This window comes from Sulfitobacter alexandrii, assembly GCF_001886735.1.
GTDB lineage: Bacteria > Pseudomonadota > Alphaproteobacteria > Rhodobacterales > Rhodobacteraceae > Sulfitobacter > Sulfitobacter alexandrii.
The window spans coordinates 75,649-90,607 of sequence record NZ_CP018081.1; the positions used below are offsets into that span (position 1 = coordinate 75,649).

Annotated in this window: 13 protein-coding genes; 7 read left to right on the forward strand and 6 right to left on the reverse strand. The window is 62.1% G+C overall.

Annotated elements, in window-relative coordinates; all coding sequences use genetic code 11:
* Positions 1-5 precede the first annotated feature (5 nt).
* On the reverse strand, positions 6-1,118 hold the full coding sequence (locus BOO69_RS21480) for an acyl-CoA dehydrogenase family protein (protein ID WP_027264341.1): 1,113 nt from the start codon (positions 1,116-1,118) through the stop codon (positions 6-8).
* A gap of 320 nt (positions 1,119-1,438) precedes the next feature.
* On the opposite strand from BOO69_RS21480, the gene BOO69_RS21485 reads away from it, so the two are divergent.
* Complete coding sequence (locus BOO69_RS21485; protein WP_036051571.1) at positions 1,439-1,921, forward strand: MaoC family dehydratase; 483 nt, start codon at positions 1,439-1,441, stop codon at positions 1,919-1,921.
* 97 nt (positions 1,922-2,018) lie between these two features.
* Positions 2,019-2,774, forward strand: a complete 756-nt coding sequence (locus tag BOO69_RS21490; RefSeq protein WP_237267661.1) for an IclR family transcriptional regulator — start codon at positions 2,019-2,021, stop codon at positions 2,772-2,774.
* 40 nt (positions 2,775-2,814) lie between these two features.
* Here the strand turns inward: BOO69_RS21490 and BOO69_RS21495 are convergent, their stop codons facing one another.
* Genes BOO69_RS21495 through BOO69_RS21505 form a run of 3 tightly spaced genes read right to left on the reverse strand, consistent with a single transcriptional unit; the run spans position 2,815 to position 6,448 of the window.
* Complete coding sequence (locus tag BOO69_RS21495; RefSeq protein ID WP_027264344.1) at positions 2,815-3,963, reverse strand: acyl-CoA dehydrogenase family protein; 1,149 nt, start codon at positions 3,961-3,963, stop codon at positions 2,815-2,817.
* On the reverse strand, positions 3,960-5,018 hold the full coding sequence (locus tag BOO69_RS21500) for an acyl-CoA dehydrogenase family protein (protein WP_027264345.1): 1,059 nt from the start codon (positions 5,016-5,018) through the stop codon (positions 3,960-3,962). The genes BOO69_RS21495 and BOO69_RS21500 overlap by 4 nt, the downstream gene beginning before the upstream one ends.
* Positions 5,018-6,448: an MmgE/PrpD family protein gene (locus BOO69_RS21505; protein ID WP_027264346.1), complete on the reverse strand. Its 1,431-nt coding sequence runs from the start codon at positions 6,446-6,448 to the stop codon at positions 5,018-5,020. The genes BOO69_RS21500 and BOO69_RS21505 overlap by 1 nt, the downstream gene beginning before the upstream one ends.
* A 509-nt stretch (positions 6,449-6,957) precedes the next feature.
* On the opposite strand from BOO69_RS21505, the gene BOO69_RS21510 reads away from it, so the two are divergent.
* The 5 genes from BOO69_RS21510 (at position 6,958) to BOO69_RS21530 (ending at position 13,284) form a co-directional block, all read left to right on the forward strand.
* Entirely contained in the window at positions 6,958-8,385 is a 1,428-nt protein-coding gene (locus tag BOO69_RS21510) for a hypothetical protein (RefSeq protein ID WP_027264347.1), read from the forward strand.
* Between the two features lie 224 nt (positions 8,386-8,609).
* Positions 8,610-9,470, forward strand: a complete 861-nt coding sequence (locus BOO69_RS21515) for a CoA transferase subunit A (RefSeq protein WP_036051647.1) — start codon at positions 8,610-8,612, stop codon at positions 9,468-9,470.
* Positions 9,471-9,496: 26 nt separating this feature from the next.
* The gene (locus tag BOO69_RS21520; protein ID WP_081710587.1) at positions 9,497-10,234 is read left to right on the forward strand and encodes a CoA-transferase; all 738 of its coding nucleotides are present in this window, start codon (positions 9,497-9,499) and stop codon (positions 10,232-10,234) included.
* A gap of 45 nt (positions 10,235-10,279) precedes the next feature.
* Complete coding sequence (locus BOO69_RS21525) at positions 10,280-11,251, forward strand: TAXI family TRAP transporter solute-binding subunit (protein ID WP_027264350.1); 972 nt, start codon at positions 10,280-10,282, stop codon at positions 11,249-11,251.
* Positions 11,252-11,406: 155 nt separating this feature from the next.
* Positions 11,407-13,284, forward strand: a complete 1,878-nt coding sequence (locus BOO69_RS21530; RefSeq protein WP_237267662.1) for a TRAP transporter permease — start codon at positions 11,407-11,409, stop codon at positions 13,282-13,284.
* 83 nt (positions 13,285-13,367) lie between these two features.
* Here the strand turns inward: BOO69_RS21530 and BOO69_RS21535 are convergent, their stop codons facing one another.
* Together BOO69_RS21535 and BOO69_RS21540 are read right to left on the reverse strand one after the other, a co-directional pair.
* The gene (locus BOO69_RS21535; protein WP_027264352.1) at positions 13,368-13,772 is read right to left on the reverse strand and encodes a Zn-ribbon domain-containing OB-fold protein; all 405 of its coding nucleotides are present in this window, start codon (positions 13,770-13,772) and stop codon (positions 13,368-13,370) included.
* Positions 13,773-13,776: 4 nt separating this feature from the next.
* The gene (locus BOO69_RS21540) at positions 13,777-14,949 is read right to left on the reverse strand and encodes an acetyl-CoA acetyltransferase (protein WP_027264353.1); all 1,173 of its coding nucleotides are present in this window, start codon (positions 14,947-14,949) and stop codon (positions 13,777-13,779) included.
* Positions 14,950-14,959: the final 10 nt, after the last annotated feature.

Below are 14,959 nucleotides of genomic sequence, written 5' to 3' on the forward strand. Positions count from 1 at the left end.
CCTTGTCAGTTCGCGGCCCTTTGGCCGTCCGCCAGATTGCAAAGCAGCCGCTCGCGCCACAAATCGGCCAGGCCGAGTTCGGCCTTCAACTGCCATCCTCGCCGCAGAAACAAATGCGGGTCGGCCGCCCAGGTGAACCCGATCCCACCGTGAAGCTGCACCGATTCCTCAGTGGTGAATTGCACTGCATCGAGAGCCGCGAGGCGTGCTACCGCCGCCGCTTCGGACAGCCGTTCATCCCCGCTCGCCAGCGCCCAGGCGCCGAAAAAAGCATTGGACCGTGCCAGCTCGATCTTGGCGAACATGTCCGCGAGCCGGTGCTTGACCGCCTGAAAACTGCCGATCTGGCGTCCGAACGCCTGCCGCTCGCAGGCATAGTCTCTGGTCAGGAAAAGCGCCCGCTCGGCCAGGCCGATCTGTTCGAAGGCGGCCAACACTGCGGCGCCGTCCAGAAGAGTCCGGATCGCTGCGGGATCGGACCCGGGAAGCAGTTCAACCGGCGTGTCGTGAAAGACGATCTCGGACGTCGGACGGGTGCGGTCGATCGCATCCAGCGCGCTGATCGACACCGAGGGGTCCGAAAGATCCGCCAGATAAAGGCGCGCGGTGCCGCCTTCGTCCAGGGCGGCGACGATCGCGAATGACGCATCGGATGCGAACGAAACTGGCGATTTCCGTCCCGAAAGGCGATCCTGCAGCACTTTTGCCGAGACCCGTTCCGGTGCAGACCCTCCATCCTCGGCAAGCGCGACGGTAACGATCATGCGGCCTTCGGCGATCCGGGGAAGCAGATTTTCCCTTTGGCTTTGCGTGCCCAAGTCCTGAATCGCGGGGATCGCCAGGCCAAGAACCGGGCCAAAAGGTATGGCGGCCAGGCTACGGCCGATCTCTTCGGCGACAATGGCCAGTTCGATCGCCCCCATCGCCGCCCCCCCGTAGTCTTCGGCAATTGCAAGGCCCAGCCATCCGCCGTCCGCCAAGGCGGTCCAGGTTGCGGAATCGAACCCGTCGGCAGCCTCAAGACAGTCATGCGCCACCGCGAGAGTGGCGTGATCGCTCAGCATTCGTGCCAGCGTGTCGCGTATGGCATCGTGTTCGTCGGAAAAGCCGAAATTCATGCTGGTCCTCTTCGGGTCATGGCATTTGGCGCCTGTTCACAAAAAGGTAAGGTACGCGTTCGGTATGTCCCAAACGCTATCCGGCACCAGCCGCGTAAAACCACATATGTGCTGTGGCGTGGAAAAAGGGGCCACTGGAGCGAAGAATGCGATTCATCAAGAATGTGCTCAATCGACGTGAAAGCCGCAAAAACGAGGCAGTCGATTGATTGCTGCGGAGCTTGCCGCCTAACGTGAAGGAACCGGGGCGTGTTCCGGGCGCAGGACAGATGTGGCCGAACCCTCTCAGAAAATGGAACTGATCAAGGGAATTGTGCGAAATGGAAACTGTAGGACTCGGGTTTTGTTATGAAGATTTGCCAGTGGGGCGCAGGTTTCGGACCATTGGCCGCACCGTCACCGAAACCGATATCACGAATTTTGTAAGTGTTACCGGCATGCTTGAGGTCTTGTTCATCAATCGTGACTTCCGAGAGAAGGAATCCAATATCCCCGGTTTCGCCGCGCCCGGTGCGCTGGTCTATACCTTTATGGAAGGGCTCTTGACCCAATCCACAATGCAACATACCGGCTTTGCCTTTCTGGACATGGAACTGAAGGTCATGGGGCCCACATTTGCCGGGGACACCATCCATTGTGAGGTCGAGGTAACAGAATCGCGCCGGTCGAAGAGCCGTCCGAACCGCGGATTGGTGCGGACGCGAAACAAGGTGTTCAAGCAAACCGGAGAACAGGTATTGGAGTATACGCCGTTGCGGATGATCAAGGCCCGCATGACGGATAAAGAGCCAGGAAAGGCATAGGGCTGTTCCGGATAGCGGCACTGGAGACATGACTATGAAAACCGCGCAATCTGGCCCAGCCGAAGCCGCCGGGCGCACATCGGAAGGGCCCCGGTCCTTGACGCGTATCCTTGCGTTGTTCGATCTTTTGGCGCGCTGCAAACGTCACATGTCTCTTTCGGAACTCAGCATCGCGATTGATTGCCCCAAGAGCAGTTTGCTGGTGCTGCTTCGGCCCCTCACCGAGAAGGGGTATCTGATGCGCGAGGAAGACAATTACTTTCTGGGTCCGAGGATTTTTCAGTTCGCCCAGTCAATTCTGACCAACCACCCGTTCGAATCGGTCCTGCGCGGGGTGATGAATGATGTGGTTAACCAGACCGGTGAAACCATCCTGTTTGCTGTCCGGGACGGCGAGAAAGTCATTTATTCGTCGGTCATCGAAAGCCCCCAGCCCGTTCGGTATGTCGCCCAACAGGGGATCAACCGGCCATTGTTCTGTTCGGCATCGGGGCTGGTCATGCTGGCCTTTGACACGCAGCAGGAACTGGACGATTATTTTCGGCGCACTGAATTAAAGCCGCTGACGCCTAATTCGATCACCGATGAAAATGAACTGCGCGGGTTAATTTCGGAGATTCGCAAAACCGGGTATTCCAGTACAGCTGGAACCGCGCATGTAGATGCAGCGGGGTTCGGGGTTCCGGTCTTTCGCGCCGACGGACACTTGGCAGGAGCATTGGTGATTGGTGCTCCTCTGGAGCGCGCCAAGCGTAACAAGAAGCGATATGTTGCCGCTGCCAAAACGGCCGCTGAACAGCTCTCCCGAGCACTCGGCTATCGTTCGGAGGTTGGGGAAACCGGCCGGCACTAGACGTGTGCCGCCCGCCGTTGTTGTCATTCCGCAGGCGGGATCATCTCAGTCCGAGTCCCCGCGCAATGATACCGCGAAGAATTTCGCGTGTGCCGCCGCGCAACGAAAACGACGGAACGGCGAGTTCGGTATACGCCAGAACAGCCGCATAGCTATCGCTCCCGCCAGGCACCGCCGGGCGCGACACAAGACTTCGGGCCAGGCGCGGAATGTCCTGTTCGAAAAGCGCTCCCAGATCCTTGACAATGGCAGCCTGAAGTGACGGGTTCTCTCCTTCGTTCAACATTCCGGCCACCGATCGTGACATCTGCCGCAGCACCATCAGATGCGCGGACAAACGGCCAATCTCGGCCTGCTGCGCTTCGGTTGCGTCGTCGCGCAGCAATCGGATCAGTTCCTCGATCAGGGCAAACGACGACAGGAACCGCTCGGGGCCGCTGCGCTCGAACGCCAGTTCGCTCATGACCTGCGACCAGCCCTCGCCCTTTTCGCCCAGCAGCGCATCGGAGGGCAAAAAGGTATCGTCGAATACCACCTGGTTGAAATGATGCTCACCGCCCAAGTCGATGATCGGGGTGATCTGAATGTTGTCGGTGGCCTTGAGATCGACCAGAAATTGGCTCATCCCGCCGTGGCGGTCGTCGCTCTTGCCGGTGCGGCAGAACAGGATCATGTAATCGGCGACATGCGCATAGGTCGTCCAGACCTTCGTGCCGTTGATCCGGAACCCCCCGTCGACCTCGGTGGCCATCGTGCGCGTCGCCGCCAGGTCCGAGCCGGAATCCGGCTCGCTCATCCCGATGCAGAAACACAGTTCGCCCGCGGCGATGCGCGGCACGATCCGGCGTTTCTGATCGTCGGTGCCCTTGGCAAGTATGAGCGGACCGCTCTGCCGATCTGCGATCCAGTGCGAAATCACCGGGGCACCGGCGGCCAGTAGCTCTTCGGACACGACATACCGCTCAAGCGCGCTGCGCGCGTGGCCGCCGTATTCCTTTGGGAAGGTCATGCCGACCCAGCCGCGCTGCGCCAGCTTTCGTGAAAAATCACGGCTGAACCCATTCCACGACTGCGCGCGTTTTATGGGCGGGAAATCGGCCAGTTCGTCGGCCAGGAACGCGCGGACCTCTTGCCGGAGGTCGTCATAGTCGGCGCCGGGCGGGGGGGGAGAAAAAGCGGTGAGGGTCATGCCTGGGTCCCTTTTGCAGCGCTGTCTGTGATGAAATGCCAGAAGGTGTCGTGGGGGCTCGACAGGGCGGCCCGCCCAAGTTCCCTGGTCCAGTCAAGCTCGGTGCCGAACTCGTCACGCCAGCCCCAAATCCGTTTGGTGAAATGGTGAAGCGCGTGTTCCTGGGTATAACCGATGGCCCCGTGAATCTGGTGGGCCAGGGCCCCGACCTTCTCGGCCGCTTCTCCGGCGCGGGCCTTGGCGGCGGCAACGGCCAGCGCAAAGGCCGGTGTGTCATAGCTGCCGGCCGCCATCTCGGCGGCCGTGCGCGAGGCTGCGGTTTCTCCGGCCATTGTCGCAAGATTGTGCTGGATCGCCTGGAACCTGCCGATTGGCCGTCCGAACTGCACCCGGTCGTTGGCGTATTGAACGCTCATCTTCAGGATGGTCTCCATCGCCCCGGTGGTGGCAAGACTGCGGATAAGTGCACCAAGCCCGCGCATCCCTCCCACGGGTCGTGGCAAGGGGGTGACATCGGTCTCTGTCAGGGTATAATCGAGTTCGATGTCGTCGCGTGGCATCCCGGCAAAATCCTGCGCCGGGTCAACGATCAGATCCTTCACCGGCAGGGACAGGACGTGATCGACACCGTCCAGGACGCCAATGGTCACGATCCGGTTCGCCCAGCGGGCAAAGGGCACCAGTGTCAGATGCCCGCTCGCATGGATCTTCTTGCCGCGCCGTTCCAACCGCAGCGCTTCGCCTTCGGCGATGGTCAGCCTGCCACCGGGAAGGGCCATATTCGCGGCCGCCAGAACGGCGTTTGCGATCAGGGTTTCAGCCAGAGGCAAGGGCAGGCCATGCGCCCCGACAATACGCACAAGACCGAGCGCCTCGGCCGGTGGCACGCCGAAACCGCCTGCGTCCTCTGGCACCAGCGCCATGGTTAACCCTGCCTCCTCGATCTGCGTCCAGAGCGCCTCGGGGCATTGTCCCGAGGCGGCGTCTTCGCGCATGCGGTGGGTGACATGGTCGCGGAACAGTCGCTCTGCCATGTCATGAATCATCGATTCCATCAGACGGTCCTTTCAGACGGTGTTTGATCGGCGCTGGACATTTCCTTCACGGGCTTGTCCTGCCGCGCATGGTTTTTTTGCCCGTCGGGGGCCGACGCCTCTCGCAGTGGCGGCAGATGCAGCCGCGTGCGCAGATCCCGGCGGAACGCACTGGCAGAGGGCGCCGCGCCCCCGTCCCTGCGATATTTTCCGAGGCAATCGGCGATTTTGTCGCCGATCGCGGCAGGGGTTGCCGGATCCGAGGGAGAGCCGGGGTGCGCCGCGACCGAGGTTTCGGCCAGGGTTACGTTCCCTTTGCGCAGGCGGACATGGACCGTCCCATGGTCCACGCCAGCGTGATCCCGCCCCGCTTCCGGCATGGTTTGGATATGCACCATGTCCATAAGCCGGCGCACCGCGGGGCGATGGGGGCTGTCCCCTTCGAAATCCACCAGCCCGACCTGGCCCTGCTGCAGGGCCACGGCGAGCGTATAGGCGGCACAGAACTTGGCCTGCATTCCATCTTTGGGGTCGGTGACATGCAACGGGACCATGACGCTTTCGGGCACTGTCATTTCAATCACCGATCCTTCGGGCACCGCCTCGCCGCCGCGTTCGGCGTGAAGGTGCCGCCCGGCGGCGATCATCCTGTGGGTGAGGTAGCAGCAGGGATACAGCTTGCGGGACACCGTGCCCAGATCGATCCGCGGTTCCACCGCTGCGGGGTCGGCCGCAATCCCGTCCGGGCCGGCATAAAGGTCGAAGAAGCCGCGCGCCGCGAAGATGTCCGGGGCGCCCGTGATGCCGGCCTCGGCCATCCGGGTGGCCCGCAATCCGACAAGGGCGGCGTTTCCGGCCTGGATCGGTTTCGCCATGGCGCCGAAATTGATCTGCATTCCCCCGGCCAGCGACGCGGCCAGGGACAGGGCGTTGCGGACTGCGTCGTCGTCGAGCCCAAGCTGATGCGCGACCGCTGCCGCCGATGCCAGAACCCCGATGGTCGACGTTGCGTGCCAGCCCTTGTTGTAGTGGCCAAAACCCAGGATCTGACCGAGCGCGACATTGACGGCTGTTCCGACCGCAAGCGCGGGGGCAATGCGGCCGGCCGTGTCCGGCCGGACATCCACGGTGGCCAGCAGCGCCGACACGATTACAACACTGGGATGGGTGACGCTGACCGTATGGACATCGTCGAAATCGAGCGCATGACCGGCAACCGCGTTCAGGAACGCGGCCTGTTCGGGACTGCCACCTTCAGCAGCTCCTGCCGGGACTGCCGGTCCGCCCGCGTCAAGCGCCGCCAGCCGGCGAACCACCGGTTCATGCCACCCGCCATAGATGGCGGCTATGGTATCCTCAACGCAAAGCGCGGCCTGCTCGGCGTCTGCAACGCTCAGCCGGTGCGGCGCGGCGACGAACCGCGACAAACGGATGGTGAAATCGCTGATCATCCACTTCTTTCTCTGACACTGCATATTGCCTCATCAAGGCGGGCGCTATCAACTCTCGGCCCCACTCTTTCGCACATATGTGTTGGAGCGGGATGCTTGCGTTGTGATCCTTGCTGCCGTTGGATATTCTGGGTGCTCATCCTTCCTCTGTTTCCGTGCAGGATCGGGCGTTGGACGTGACCGTAGAACTTCGGAAAGAAGAACAGACGTGGTTGAGGGTATCGGCGTGAAAAGTCGGGCAGACAAGCACGCATGTGCGGAGAGACATTTCGAGGCATCGTTGTGTCATTGACCGCCAGACGATGTATCCTCGGAGGCCCGGAACCAAGGCGGTCAGTGCCACCACAAATCCGGGCTAGTCCGCCCTGCGCCGACAAGATGAGCACCTTGTGTGTCCTTGCCTGTGAATGGGAAATTGTCGGCATCGCATTTCCGCCGTCGTGCCATGAAAGACCGCATCTGCCGTTGCGTCACAGACACAACGAGCGCCTTCGGAAAAGGGGGGGCAGATGTCGCCTGTCGAGCGCCTGAAACGTTCCGGCAAGCGCAACAGGTTTACGGCCATTTGTCTGCTGATTTGTCTTGGCGCTGCCATCATTCAGGGTGTCTTGCCCTCCGCCGTCGCGTCCATCGCTGCCGCGCCGTTTTTCTGCATCTATCTTGCCATTTCGTCCCGCTACATCGCCCGTGTCGGATGGGTGCTGCTTTTCTTCTCGCTCGCGATCGCCCTTCTGGCGCTGGCCAATGGAATCGACCCCGGCATCTTCGTCCAGGCGGCGGGGCGCGTCGTGTTCCTGTCCGCTCTGCTGACGGCTGTCGCCTTCCTGCGCATCGCGGCCACCCAAGACCCGATTGTCGAGGTTGCCGGTGAATTCCTGACACTGCAGCCGCCGACCCGTCGCTACGCCTCTCTGGGTGCGGGCGGGCATCTGTTCGGGGTGCTTCTAAATCTCGGCGGGCTTGGGGTGATGCTGGAGATCATAATGAAAGGGCTGGCGGCGCATCGGCACGAGATGGACGAATTCGTGTTCCAGGCTCGCAAGCGCAGGATGGTGAGCGCCTGTATGCGGGGGTTTTCCTCGATCGCGTTCTGGACGCCGTTCGGAATCGCTCTCAATCTGATGATTCTCACAATACCGGGGCTCGAATGGACGACCCTGGCGCCTTACGGGATTGCTCTGGCCGGGATTCTGTTTCTTCTGGGATGGCTGTTCGACACGGTGGAATGGTGGCGCCCGCCCTCGGCGCGCGGCCGGGCACCGGCCCTGAGCGGTGACTTGCCGGACTGGAGCCCCTGGGCCGTCCTGATCGTGTCCGGGCATGTGCTTTTTTTGGGCGCCGCCGTGGTCACGCTGGACCGGTTGACCCAGTACAGTTTCCAGACCGTCCTGATCACCATCGTGCCGATCTATGCGCTGCTCTGGTCGGTTATGCGCAGCGGCAGTGGCAGCCTTGCCGGTATATCGCGCCGGTTTGTGACCCAGGCACCGGGTTTCGCGACCGAAATGAGCGTCATCGCGTCGGCGGGGTTCATCGGCCTCGTCGCGCTGGAGGTCGTTCCGGTCGAATGGATTGCCGACCATCTTGGCTGGATCGCAACGCGGCCTGTGCTGACCGTCGTGCTGTTGATCATGACGGTGTTTCTGACGGGGCTGCTGGGCGTGCATCCGATGATCTCGGTGGTCCTGCTGGCAGAGGTGGTCAACCGCGTCGGCGTGGAAGGTTTGTCGCCGCTTGCTCTGGGCCTTGCACTGGCTGGTGGCTGGAGCAGCATCATCTGCATGGGACCGGCCATCACGGCGGTGGTCTACGCCTCCTCCATCGTGGGCGAGCGGCCGCTGACCATCGGCTTGCGGTGGAACGGGATCTTCGGTGTTGCGAGCATCCTCCTCATCACGCTCATCGTTGGCGGCGGTGTCGCGGCAGGGTGGTTCTGACCGGTCTCAATTGCCTGTCAGGAACCGGGCGCAAGCATTTCCACATATGTGTTCGATCAGGCTTTGCGCTAGTCGGAAGGTGATGGACCCCATAGCGTCAACTAGGATGGGTCAGCGCAATCACTATCGGAGTGGCACGCCCAACGATGGAAGGCCAAGCGAAACCCACACGTCGCAGCAAGGTCACAGGCCTGCAAGACGCAGCCCGGCTGGCACGAGGCGCTTTGGAAGAACGCCCCGAGCTTTGTCTCGGTGGTCTGTTCAAGCAAAGCCGCCCTGTCGCACTGGTGCGCGCGTTGCTGGCCGCGGGCGCAGATGGTCTGCATGTGTATTCCTCGCCGGGCGCGGGGTATGATGTCGACCTGATGATTGCGGCAGGCGCGGTCGCACAGGTCTTTATTCCCGGCGTTACGCTGGAAAACCGGCTTTGCCCCAATTTCCGCCGCGCGGTCGAGGCAGGGCAGGTGACCGCGCACGCGCTGGATGCGCTGACCGTGGTGGGCGGGCTGATGGCGTCGGCTCATGGCGTGCCGTTCCAGCCAATCGACGCGCTGCGCGGATCGGACGTTCTGAAGCACAACCCGCTTTTGCACGAAATCGACTGCCCGTTCTCCGGCCGCCGTATTCACGCCGTCGGGCCGATCCGCCCCAGAGTGACGTTCTTGCACGCGCAGGAAGCCGACCGTTGGGGAAACCTGCGCCATCTCAGCACGATGGTCTACGCCGATCAGCTGATGGCACGCGCGTCTGACATGGTCATTGCCAGCGTGGACCGGATCGTGCCGGACGAGGTCGTTCTGGACGATCCCTCGCGGGTTACCGTGCCGTCTTATTATGTCGATGCCGTGGTCGAGGTGCCCTATGGCGCGCACCCAACCGCGAGCTTTCCCAACTATGCGATGGACGAGGACCATATCGACGCCTACGCCGATCTGGGGGATGCCGCCCGGACCGGCGACAGCACGGGGCTGGACACCTATATCGCCCGCCATGTGACCGGACCGAAAAACCAGAGCGACTACATCGAAGCGGTCGGGGGAGCCGGGTATTTCGCCGTGCTCGAAGCCGAGGCACGGAACGAATGAGTGCAGCGGTTTCCCCAATTGAACAGATGGTCGTCGTGTTGGCCCGCGATCTGGCCGACGGAGAACTGGGTGCGGCGGGTGCAGCCGCGTTGGTGCCGATGGCGGCCATTGCGCTAGCCCGCGAGCTGCATGCACCGAACCTGACGGTCGGCGGCGAGATGTTCTTCAACCCCGAGCCGGGGCGTTTGTATCCGTCGATGCTGGACGATCGTGCGCTCGGCCGCTGCGAGGCCGCCGAGACCTTTATCGAGTTGTTCGGCCACAGCCATCACGGGCTGGATTTTTTCTTTCACAGTGGCTTGCAGCACGATGTGTACGGCAACATCAACCTGCACCACGTCGGCGGCACGCTGCACGCACCAAAGATGCGCGGGCCGGGGGCAGCAAACCTGTCATACTGCCACACCTCGTCGCGGTATTACATTTGCCCCACCGTGCATACGGCGCGAAACTTTGTGGAAACGGTCGATTTCATCACAATACCCGGACATCTGTCCGGGCCTGCCGCGAAACGCGACGCCGGGCTGGTCAATGAAGGACCGCGCCTGGTGGTGACACCGCGAGCGGTTATGGATTTCGACAAGACGACGCTGCGAATGCGACTGAAATCGGTGCATGCGGGAAATACGCCCGAAGAGGTCCAGCGTCATACGGGGTTCGATCTGGCGATCAGAGGCGAGGTGCCGCAAACGCGGCCACCAACGGAGGAAGAATTGCGCGTTCTGAGAGAGCGGATCGATACATCGGGGGCCCTGCGTGCTTAAGCGACCGGGCTGACGTTACTTTAAAGGCAAAAACGGGAGGATAAAATGATCCAACGCAAGTTGACCGGATACCGGGCGGCGGTGGGTGCTATCGCGGCCATGGGCGCGATAGCCCTTGGCGGCGCGGCATCTGCCAAGGATCTCACGATGGGCACGACCAGCCCGACGTCGAGCCATTTCACCATTTCGGTTGCGATGAGCAAGGCGATCGAGACCGGCATGGAAGGCACCAATGTCAGCGTGATCGAAACCGGGGCCAGCGTGGACAATGTGCTGCGGCTGGCGCGCGACGAGATCGACCTTGGGCTTGCCACCACCGACATTCTGATCTCCGCCAGAAACGGGACCGGCAAGTTCGAAGGTAACGCAATCCCAGATACGGTTGCGCTTTATCCTTACAGCGCCTCGATCCTGCTGATCGCGGTCACCGAAGAGTCTGGTGTGACGACGCTGGACGAACTGGACGGAAAGAAGTTCAATCCCGGCATCCGCGGATCGGCGGCCGAGACGTTGACGACCGGTGTCCTGTCCATGTTCGATATCAACGCGGACCTGGTGCATGGCGCCGTTGGCGACGCGGTGGAAGGCATCAAGAACCGCCAGATCATCGGTTATAGCAAATACGGGGCCGCAAACTCTGTCGATGCAACCCTGCAAGAGTTGATGACAAGCACCAAGATGCGGTTGATCGGCTTCACCGAAGAGCAGGAGAAAGCGGCGACAGAAGCCATGGAGGGCGTCGGTTTCACGACTCTTCCCGCAGGGCTTATTCCGGGATCCGAGGAAATGCGGGTACCCAAGCTCAACGTCTTCTTCCTGACCCGCACCGGCGTCATGGATGACCAGAGCGCCTATGACATCGCTCGCAGCATCCACCAGAACATGGACCTGCTGGTCGAAGCCTGGCCGCAGCTTGCGGATTACGACATCGCCGCCGATGCCGTCGCCACAATCGAGACCGGTATACCCTATCATCCAGGTGCGGAACGTTACTGGAGAGAGGCGGCCGGAAGCTGACCGGAATCGCGGGCCGTCACGACGGCGGCCATAGGCTGATCCAGACGGGGTGCTGCGGGCACCCCGCCGTTACCGCTCTCGGAGAGAACATGACGCAGACATCGACCGCAATACCCAATTGGGAACGGCGCGGAGGGCAGGCGCTTGGAGTATTGTTGGCGGCATTCGTCGCTCTGCATTTCTACAATGCCTTATTCGGGCAGTTCGAACCGCTGGTTCAGCGGCCGATCTTTATCGGTTTCGGTATCGGCGGCGCGTTCTTTCTTTATGCGGCACGCGCCTCGCGGACCGGTGCGCGAAGCGGGATTGAACGGGCTGTGGACATCATGCTGGGACTACTGGCGTTCGCGGTTTGCCTCTACGTGATCCTGAACCGGGATCGCTTTTCGGATATCATGGTGCGCTATGGGCCGATCGACAAGGCGGCAGGTCTGATAGCTGTTCTGCTGACCCTCGAGGCCGCGCGCCGGGTGATCGGATGGTTCCTGCCGCTGCTGGCCCTTTGCACCGTGATCTATTTCTATTTCGGCTATGACCTGATCGACGGCGCCTGGCGCCCGCCGCGCGTTTCGGCACGTACCGCTGTCGAGACATTTTACAGCTCGACCACCGGCCTGTTCGGCTACCTTGCGGATATCGGGGCACGGGTCATCGTGATCTATGTGCTTCTGGGGGCGCTCCTGCTGTCGACCGGGGCAACGGATGCTTTCATGAAAATGGCAACGTGGATCGCCGGTCGAACGTATGGCGGCCCGGCAAAGGTCTGTGCCCTGTCTTCGGCGATGTTCGGGACGGTGACCGGTTCGGCAGTGGCCAACGTCATGGCGACCGGCTCGATCACCATTCCCACGATGAAGCGGCTGCGCTATCCACCGGCCTTTGCCGGGGCGGTCGAGGCCGTTGCCTCCTCCGCCGGCCAGCTTACGCCGCCGGTGATGGGGGCAGCGGCCTTCATCATGGCTGAGTTCCTGAACATTCCCTATACCGACATTGTCGTTGCGGCGATCGGTCCGGCATTTCTCTACTACCTGGCGGTATGGCTCGGGGTGGATCTCTATGCGCGTCGCACAGGGTTGCAACCGACACCGAGGAGCGAAATGCCCGAACCGGCGGAATTCCTCGCACCGGACAAGTCAATTCCCTTGTTTCTTCCCATCGCGGCGATGGTCTACTTCCTGTTCAACGGCTACACGCCGAGCTTTGCAGGTGCCGGTGCTGTTATCATACTGGTTTTGGCCTGTGTGGTGGTGCGCCCGTTCGCGCGTGACGGAAGAGAGCAGGGCGTGCTGGCCTCTTGGGCCAAGCTGGCGCGCGACCTCTATGAGGGGATGATCGAAGCAGGGCGGGCGTTGGTGATGATCGCCGCGCTGCTAGCCTGCGCCGCCATCGTCGTCAAGGTTCTGACGGCGACGGGTGCCGGGGTCAAAGTCTCGAACCTGTTGTTCTCTGTGTCCGGTCAGGGGTTGATCGTGGCCCTGTTGCTGGCGGCGGTGCTGGCGATCTTGCTGGGTATGGACGTGCCGACGACGGCCTCCTATGTGCTGGCGGCGGCAATCGCCGCGCCCAGTCTCGTGCGGCTTGGCCTACCCGAACTGACGGCTCATCTTTTTGTCTTCTACTATGCGATCCTGTCGGCCATCACGCCACCGGTCTGCGCCAGTGTCTATGCCGCCGCCGCCCTGGCAGGGGCCAATTTCTGGCGGGTGGCGGGTCGCGCGCTGATGTTGGCCGGAGCGATCTATGTGGTGCCGTTTCTCTTTGTGTTCCGGCCGGGCATACTGGCCCAGGGCGGCACGGTGCAAATCCTACTGGATATGGGCGTGGCCTGCGCCGCGGTTTTTGCCGTCAGCGTCGGCACAAGCGGCTGGTTTCGTGGAAAGGTGCCGGTCATCGGCCGGTTGCTGTTCCTGTCGGCTGCCGGCTTGCTGTTTTACGCCGCGCCTGCGGCCGACATCGTTGGTGGGCTGGCGCTGGCCGGGCTCTTGGCGTGGCGGTTTTTGCGCGGAGCACCGCAGCCCGGCCGCGCCGGGTGACCTCCGAAAAGCGAAGAGCCACCGCAGACAACCTCTGCGACGGCTCTTCCACATTCGGCCCCGAAGTGGCGGTGCCTCTGGCCTCAGGTCATTTTGAAGTAGGGAAAAGTCACTTCGTCGGTTGCCTTGACGAACGTCACTTCCACCTTGGCCCCGATATGAACCTTCTCGGGGTCGCCGGTCTGGATCCGGCTCATCATCCGGGGGCCTTCCTCCAGCTCGATCAATGCCACGACATATGGCACGTCATCCGCGAAAGTCGGCCCTGCCGGACGGCGCGCGATGGTGAAGGTATGCACCTTGCCGCGTCCGCTCACGGTGTTGAAGCGCAGATTGTCGGAATGGCAATACGGGCAAATAGAGCGGGGATAGAAATGATGTTTGCCGCAATCGCCGCAAAGCGGGATGTCGAGGCGGCCCTCGCGCGTGGCCTCCCAATAGGGGGCACTGTCATGGTCGATCACCGGAAGCGGTTTTTCAATGCTCATCGTCTTAGCCCTTCTGCAAAATCACGGTCGCACCTGAGGAAAGCGTACCCCCGGTACCATGCACCAGAGCGGTCTCGGCGCCCTTGACCTGGCGCTCGCCGCCTTCGCCGCGAAGCTGCCGGACGGCCTCGATCAGCAGGAACATTCCGAACATGCCCGGATGCAGCGCCGAGAGGCCGCCGCCGCTGGTGTTCATTGGGAACGCCCCGCCTGGTGCCGTGCGCTGGCCCGACACGAAATCCCCGCCTTCGCCGATCTTGCAGAAGCCGAGAGCCTCGAGCGAGAGCAGCACGGTGATGGTAAAGCTGTCATAGATCTCGACCAGGTCGATATCCGAATGGCTCACCCCGGCCATTTTTATTGCGCGTTCCCCGGCCTTTTGCGCGGGAAGCAGGCGGGCGAGGTCCGGCATTTCGCCGATGGCCCAGTGGGTATGCGCCTCGCCATAGCCCTTGACCGCGACGGGACGGGTGTTGAGGTCCTTGGCCCGCTCGGCGGTGGTCATGACGAGGGCGCCGGCCCCGTCGGTGACGAGACAGCAATCGAGCAGATGCAGCGGCTCCGAGATCATCGTGCTGGACAGCACGTCGTCAATGGACAGCGGATCGCGACGCGTCGCCTCGGGGTTCAACTGTGCCCATTTCCGCGTCGCGACGGCGATTTCGGCCAGATTCTCGGACGTGGTGCCAAATTCATGCATATGGCGCTGTGCGGCCATCGCATAGCCGCCCACAGGCGTGGGCATTCCGTAAGGCGTTTCATGCTGCATGGACAGGACTGAAGGCCGACCCCCTAGATTGCGGCTGCGCAGGGATTTCTGGTCCGAGCTGTAGACAATCAGCGCAACCTCGCAATAGCCTTCGCGAAGAGCCATGGCGGCATGTGCGATATGGGCCTCGAATGCCGAACCGCCAATATTCGTGCCATCGACGAATGTCGGCATGATGCCCAGATATTCGCCCAGCGTCACCGTGGCCAGTTGGCCGGGGCCGGGGACCCCCCACATGCCGGCCGTCAGAAGACCGTCGACATCGCTCAACTTCAGTCCTGCTTCTTCGACGGCGGCTTTTGCCACAAATGCGGCATGACCAAGGACCGAAGCCTTGGTGACGAACTTGCCGTCCTTCAGCGGCGCGTCGGCGATGCCGACGACCACCGGTTCTCGTCCGTTCTTCATATGCTCTTTC

Bases quoted from the DNA above. Each gene is read 5' to 3' on its own strand.
- BOO69_RS21480 (WP_027264341.1), bottom strand. From the start codon at position 1,118: ATGAATTTCGGCTTTTCCGACGAACACGATGCCATACGCGACACGCTG.
- BOO69_RS21485 (WP_036051571.1), top strand. From the start codon at position 1,439: ATGGAAACTGTAGGACTCGGGTTTTGTTATGAAGATTTGCCAGTGGGG.
- BOO69_RS21495 (WP_027264344.1), bottom strand. From the start codon at position 3,963: ATGACCCTCACCGCTTTTTCTCCCCCCCCGCCCGGCGCCGACTATGAC.
- BOO69_RS21500 (WP_027264345.1), bottom strand. From the start codon at position 5,018: ATGGAATCGATGATTCATGACATGGCAGAGCGACTGTTCCGCGACCAT.
- BOO69_RS21505 (WP_027264346.1), bottom strand. From the start codon at position 6,448: ATGATCAGCGATTTCACCATCCGTTTGTCGCGGTTCGTCGCCGCGCCG.
- BOO69_RS21510 (WP_027264347.1), top strand. From the start codon at position 6,958: ATGTCGCCTGTCGAGCGCCTGAAACGTTCCGGCAAGCGCAACAGGTTT.
- BOO69_RS21520 (WP_081710587.1), top strand. From the start codon at position 9,497: ATGGTCGTCGTGTTGGCCCGCGATCTGGCCGACGGAGAACTGGGTGCG.
- BOO69_RS21525 (WP_027264350.1), top strand. From the start codon at position 10,280: ATGATCCAACGCAAGTTGACCGGATACCGGGCGGCGGTGGGTGCTATC.
- BOO69_RS21535 (WP_027264352.1), bottom strand. From the start codon at position 13,772: ATGAGCATTGAAAAACCGCTTCCGGTGATCGACCATGACAGTGCCCCC.
- BOO69_RS21540 (WP_027264353.1), bottom strand. From the start codon at position 14,949: ATGAAGAACGGACGAGAACCGGTGGTCGTCGGCATCGCCGACGCGCCG.